6 protein-coding genes are annotated in these 5,195 nt (G+C 62.6%); 2 read left to right on the top strand and 4 right to left on the bottom strand.

Annotated elements, in window-relative coordinates; translation table 11 throughout:
* From VJR29_00200 to VJR29_00185, 4 genes are all read right to left on the bottom strand, one after another.
* The coding region (locus tag VJR29_00200; GenBank protein HKY61817.1) for an ATP-binding cassette domain-containing protein at positions 1–431 on the bottom strand (431 nt) is incomplete at its 3' end.
* A gap of 80 nt (positions 432–511) precedes the next feature.
* Positions 512–1,420 carry a metal ABC transporter substrate-binding protein gene (locus VJR29_00195; protein HKY61816.1) on the bottom strand — a complete coding sequence of 303 codons (909 nt, stop codon included), beginning with the start codon at positions 1,418–1,420 and terminating at the stop codon, positions 512–514.
* Positions 1,421–1,432: 12 nt separating this feature from the next.
* A complete protein-coding gene (locus VJR29_00190) occupies positions 1,433–2,797 on the bottom strand; it encodes a hypothetical protein (GenBank protein ID HKY61815.1) in 1,365 nt (454 codons plus the stop codon).
* Between the two features lie 51 nt (positions 2,798–2,848).
* A complete protein-coding gene (locus tag VJR29_00185) occupies positions 2,849–3,121 on the bottom strand; it encodes a hypothetical protein (GenBank protein ID HKY61814.1) in 273 nt (90 codons plus the stop codon).
* A gap of 111 nt (positions 3,122–3,232) precedes the next feature.
* Between VJR29_00185 and VJR29_00180 the strand changes: the two genes are divergently transcribed.
* Complete coding sequence (locus VJR29_00180; protein ID HKY61813.1) at positions 3,233–3,526, top strand: hypothetical protein; 294 nt, start codon at positions 3,233–3,235, stop codon at positions 3,524–3,526.
* Between the two features lie 50 nt (positions 3,527–3,576).
* Positions 3,577–4,842, top strand: a complete 1,266-nt coding sequence (locus tag VJR29_00175) for a hypothetical protein (protein ID HKY61812.1) — start codon at positions 3,577–3,579, stop codon at positions 4,840–4,842.
* The last annotated feature ends 353 nt before the right edge of the window (positions 4,843–5,195 follow it).

The following is a 5,195-nucleotide window of genomic DNA, read 5'->3' as shown; positions in this document are numbered from 1 at the left end:
CCGATCAGGGAGCGCTGGCGTTCGCCGCCCGAGAGCTCGCGCAGCAAGGCTTCGCGCAGCGGCGCGATTTCCATCTCGCTTAAAATTTCCTCGATCTTGGCTTCAGTCCGGCGATTGCCGCGGCGCCAACGCGGCAGCTCTCGGAGCATCCCCATGTTGAGCAAGTCCTCGACGCTCATCGGGAAGAGGAGGTCGACTTGATTTTCCTGGGGGACGTAGCCGAAGCTCGCTCCCTCGCGCCAACCGAAGGAGCCGCCGTGAGGTTTTTGCAGGCCCATCAGCGTTTTCATCAAAGTCGACTTGCCGCTGCCGTTGCCGCCGATGATCCCGAGGCGGCCGCCGGCCGGCAGCTCCAGGCTCAAAGGCTCGTGAAGGGGCCGGCCCGGAAAGCCGACGACGAGCTCGTGGAGTTGGAGGATTACGTCTTTCATGCGGATGTCATTCCGAGGCCCTAAGGGCCGAGGAATCCTTGCGGAGGTTCTTGACCCAAAAAAACTTGGGCAAGGATCCCTCACTTCGTTCGGGATGACAAACCTCCCTGTATTTCACGAACCAGGTAATCGATCAATTCCAAATAGCCCTGGACGCCTTGGTCGTCGGTCTCGGTCGGCAGCATCAAATAGGGAATGGCCGCTTTCTCCGAAAGGAAGGCCGGGACTTTCTTGGGATAGAAGCTCTCGGCGACGATCAATCGCACGTCCTGGATCGGAATCTGCTTGAGCAGCTCGTCGACGTGACGCGAGCTCGGCGGAATTCCCGGCTTGGGCTCGATGGTGGCGGCGACTTCGAGGCCGCTCCAGGCGACGAAATAGCTGAAGCTCTTGTGGTAGGTGACGATCTTCTTGCCTCGAAATCCGGCGATGATGGGTTGCCATTCCTCAATTTTCTTATCGGCTCGAGCCAGGAAATCCTTCAGTCGGCCCTCGTAGTAGGCCTTTCCCTCCGGATCGAGCCGGACCAAGTGCTGATAGATGTTGGCCGCGATGAGCTTGCCATTGCGAGGATCGAGCCAAGTATGGGGATTGCCCAGCGGATGGACGTCGCCCATCGAACGGTCCAGCGCCACCCGTGGAATCTCCAGGACTTGGATGCCGAGAGCGGCGTTGACGCTGCCGAGGGCGTTGGGTTGGATCTTGCCGTTCCGCGATTGAACCAAGATCGGGGGGAGCCAGCCGACCTCAAGGTCTAGGCCGCTGTAAATCAATAAATCGGCTCGGTTAAGCTCGGCCGAAAAGGTCGGCTTGGCATCGAGAAAGTGAGGATCTTGGTTGCCTCGAGACAAGGAGATCACCTCGACCCGTTCGCCGCCGACCTCGCGGGTCAAGTCGGCGAAGACCGGGATGGTGGCAACGGCCTTGAGCTTGGCTTCGACCGAGACCGGCAACAGCAGAGCGAGAGAGAGCAAAATCCATTTCTTCATCGTCGACTCCTTTTAGAAGTGATGGGCCGCGTGGGTTCCCATGGTGAATTGGAACTGGAACATCGCGGCGTGGACGCCGTCGACGTTCGCGGCCTTGTCGTATTCGTATTGGAGGCGAATCCGCGAAAACTCGGTCGGCTCGAAGGTGAGAGCCGGCGAGATCCGATATTCGGTCGGGATCACGCCCTCGGGAATTCCCATCTGATCGTAACGCAGGCCGGCATGCCAGCGCTTGAAGAATTGCCAGTCGACATAGCTGTAGAGGCCGCCGTCGGACTCGAGGATGCCGGGGAACTGCATCCGCCGCAGAATGTACTCGGTCTGCCAGGTGATGCCGGTGCGGGCCGAAGGCTTCCAGCGCAGCAAGAGGTCGCCGCCGAAGAGATCGGTCTTGTTGCCCGGTCCGGTCGAGTTGAAACCGAAGGCCGCCGAGGCCCCGGCCAGCAAGGTGAGGTTCTCGGTCAAATCGACCGAGCCCGAGAGCCGGGTGCTGTAGAGAAAATCCTCCTTGCGCTCGCCGCCGAAGCTGGTTTCGTTGTCGCCGTTGGTGAAGGTGCCTTGGATCTGGAGGAAACTCGGGATCGGGAAGAGATAGGAAGCTTCCACGCCCAGCTCGCCCAAGCCTTCGGGTCCCAGCAAATAGCGGTTCACCAGGTTGTTGTCGACGAAGGCCCAGCTGTGGAGGTGCTTGGGGTTTTGGCGGCCGAAGGGCAGGAGGAATTTCCCGCCCTTGAACTGCAAGCCCCGGGGCAGGCCGGCACCCAGGGTGGTCATATAGCCTTCCTCCAGCTCGACGCCGTCCTCGTGGAAAGCGAGGAAGACGTCGGCCCGGACGTAGGGATCGATCGCCGACTGCAGCGCCAGCTCGATCTCCTGGAGAGTGAAGCCGGTCCGGGCCGGGTCGTGGCCGGTCTCGAAGGTCGGGTCTTCCGAGAAATAAGCGCCGACGAAGCTGCCGAAGACGCCGATGTCGGGCAGCAGCTTGGCCGCGGTGCCGCCCGGCGTCGGGTAGCGCCAGAGGCCGATCGAGCGCGAATTGGCTCCCGGCGGCGCCGGCGCCTGGTTGACTTGATCGAGCAAGCCTTGGATCTCGGGGTCCTGGCTCGAGGCCGCCGCGACCGGCTCCGGTTTCTTCGTTTCCGAAGCGGCCGGCTCGGCGACCGTTGCGGCCGGCGCGCGGGGCGGCGCGTCGCCGGTCAAGGTTTCGAGGCGTTGATTTTGTTCTTTCACCGCCTCGCTCAATTGGCGGACGGTTTGGCGAAGCTCGCGGACTTCGCGCCGTAATTCTTCGACTTCGCTTTCGGCGAAGGCCGAGTGAAACGGCAAAATAGCCAGGAACAGGCTTAGGGACCAAGCGAGGAACCGGAGGCGGTTCATAAAAGCTCCTTGGAAGAAAAATTCAAATTTTACGGTGAAAAGAGAAGGCGCTTAGGCGAGGGGCGGGCCGCGGATCGGGTCGCTGCCGGTCGGAGCCGGCGCCAAGGCTTGAGCGGTTTCGGTGCTTTCGAGGTTTTCGTAGGAAATCAACGGGGCCGCCAAAGCCGCCGCCCCCTTGGTCAGGGACTTGGAGCCGGAAGATTGATGGCAGACCGCGCAATGATGGGAGGAGACTTCGCTGGCCGCCGCTTCGTGATAGTGGAAGGAAGCGAGGATGGCGAAGGCCGCAAAGAAGAGCGCCGCGAAAATTCCGCTGCGCGCCAATTTTTTGCGAAATCCTTCCATAAAACGGGGAAATACTGGTCCACGGCGATCTTGTCAATCCTCTCGCAACTTGACAGCGGTGTCGACGATTCTTTAAGAGAGAATCCATCGATGCTGTTCAATCGCTGTAAAAAACGGATCGGCTCCTTCTTTTTGGTTCTGGCGCTCGTCGGATCGGGCCTGTTGGCGGCTTTCCACCACCACGAAGCCGCGGCCAAGGATCCGGAGCATTGCGCGACTTGCCACCTCGGCCAGCAGGCCAAGCTCGGCAACCTCGAGGCCGCCCCCGGCCTTGTCTCGACCCCCGATTTTTTCCAAGAGCTGCCGTTTCCGGCCGCCGCGCCGAAGCTGATCGCTTCCTTTTTCCTGCTCGGTAAATTTTCCCAAGCTCCTCCCCGGGCCTGATCTCCCTTTAGGCCTTCGATTTCCCACAATCTACGATTGAGGAGCATCCCATGACTCCGCCGCGAGCATTGCCTCCGGGGCATTTCGTGGGTGACGGCCATAACCATGGCGGCGGTCACGATCACGTTCACGAAAGCTCCGAAGAGCATCTTCACCATCTGCAGCAACGCCAAGAGGTCCGAGGTCGGGCCAGCTTGGAGGAATTCCAGCGGGCGGCCCGCGAAACCGCCCAACTCACCTCCGGCCAAAGGCCGGAAACGCCGCCGCCGCGGCCGCGCGGCGAACCTCGGGCTCCGAGCCGGGAGCCGGCCACGCGTGGCTCGATTTCGGATCCGCGGCAGGCCCCATCGCCCAGCGAAAACCCCGGTCCCAAGCCCGAGCCAGCGCGCGGCACGGTCCGTGAATTCGCCGGCCAAACCAGGCTGTTCGCGACAGCCTTCGCCGCTTTGCCCCGGCAAGCTTCAGCCTTTGCCGAGGCCGGACGCCAGTCCCTCCCTCGCGCCGCGAATTCGGCCGAGACGGCGAATTCGCCGCGAAATGCGGCGCCGCCGCCTTCGCCGGAGCGGCTCGTTAAATCCGCCGAGACCAATGAGAGCGGGGCTTTGATGAGCTTCGAAGGCTCCGCCGAGCCGCCGGTGCTCTCGGAGGCGCTGACCAAGCTTCAAGTCGCCTTGCGGCAGGCCGGAGAGCGGGGCTCGGTCGCGCGCCAGATTCCGGCCGAGGCCGCCGAGGCTCTCGTCGTCTTGCTGCAAGAAGCGATGGCCGCGCCGGAGCTCCTGAGCCAATGGCCGCCCGGCCTGAAGGCTTGGGTGCAAAGCCAAATGGGCCCGGCCGGGGCCCTGCTGCCGGCGCTGCTCGCCAAGCTCCATCCGGCCGCTGTCGGCGAAGCCTTGCAGGTTTTGTTGGGAGCGAGAGCTCCCGCCGGCCCCGGGCTGCGGCTCGACGGGAGCCATTGGGCTTTGCGCAGCCTCGGGCTTTCCTTGGGAGCGCCGCTTTTTTCGCCGGCCGTGGGATCGCGCCACTTTTCTCCCGGCCTGCTCCAGCGTTTCGAAAGAGCCTTGCTGCAATTTCTTCGGCTGTTCGGCGGCCACTCGAAGGAGGCTCGGCCGGCGAAGGAGTCCCCAACCCTCGACAAGGCGCTGCTCGAGCAATTGGCCGCCTTGATCGCGGCCGAGGAGAAGCGGCGCAAGGAAAGGGAGCGGGCCAAGCGGAAAGAGGAAGTGCCGGCCGTCCTCCGCGCCAAGAGCGATGCCGATTTCAACGAAGACTACGAAGGGGCCCGGGAGTCTCAGCTAGAGTTTCCCTCCCCTTTGTAAGGGGGCCAAGGAGGTAAACCGGCGACCTAAGTCGCCGGGCAAACTCCGCGGCTTAATAAACCTTTCCAAACTTGTTGCTAGGGAGGGGTAGAGCAACGGCGTCTTGCAAAATTTTTGCACGGCACCGCCGTTCTACCTCCCCCTAACCCCCTCCTTACAAAGGAGGGGGAAAATACAAAAGGAGAAGCTATGTTGCCAATATTGTTGGGCGTCGCCGCGGTGGCGCTTTTGGCCGGCTGCAGCCGGCGCGAAGAGAATGTTTCCGGATCGAATCCGGGGCCTTCGAGCGAGCCGCCGCCGGCCGCCGAGTCAAGCCAGCCTCGGCCGCTGCCCTTGCACGTGCCGCTGTCTCG

The organism is bacterium (assembly GCA_035281585.1).
Classification (GTDB): domain Bacteria; phylum UBA10199; class UBA10199; order DSSB01; family DSSB01; genus DATEDP01.
This window is presented reverse-complemented; position numbering and strand designations above follow the sequence as displayed.

What these genes read in the sequence shown, in the direction of transcription:
- VJR29_00195 (HKY61816.1), bottom strand. Translation starts at nt 1,420, where the DNA reads ATGAAGAAATGGATTTTGCTCTCTCTCGCTCTGCTGTTGCCGGTCTCG.
- VJR29_00190 (HKY61815.1), bottom strand. Translation starts at nt 2,797, where the DNA reads ATGAACCGCCTCCGGTTCCTCGCTTGGTCCCTAAGCCTGTTCCTGGCT.
- VJR29_00180 (HKY61813.1), top strand. Translation starts at nt 3,233, where the DNA reads ATGCTGTTCAATCGCTGTAAAAAACGGATCGGCTCCTTCTTTTTGGTT.
- VJR29_00175 (HKY61812.1), top strand. Translation starts at nt 3,577, where the DNA reads ATGACTCCGCCGCGAGCATTGCCTCCGGGGCATTTCGTGGGTGACGGC.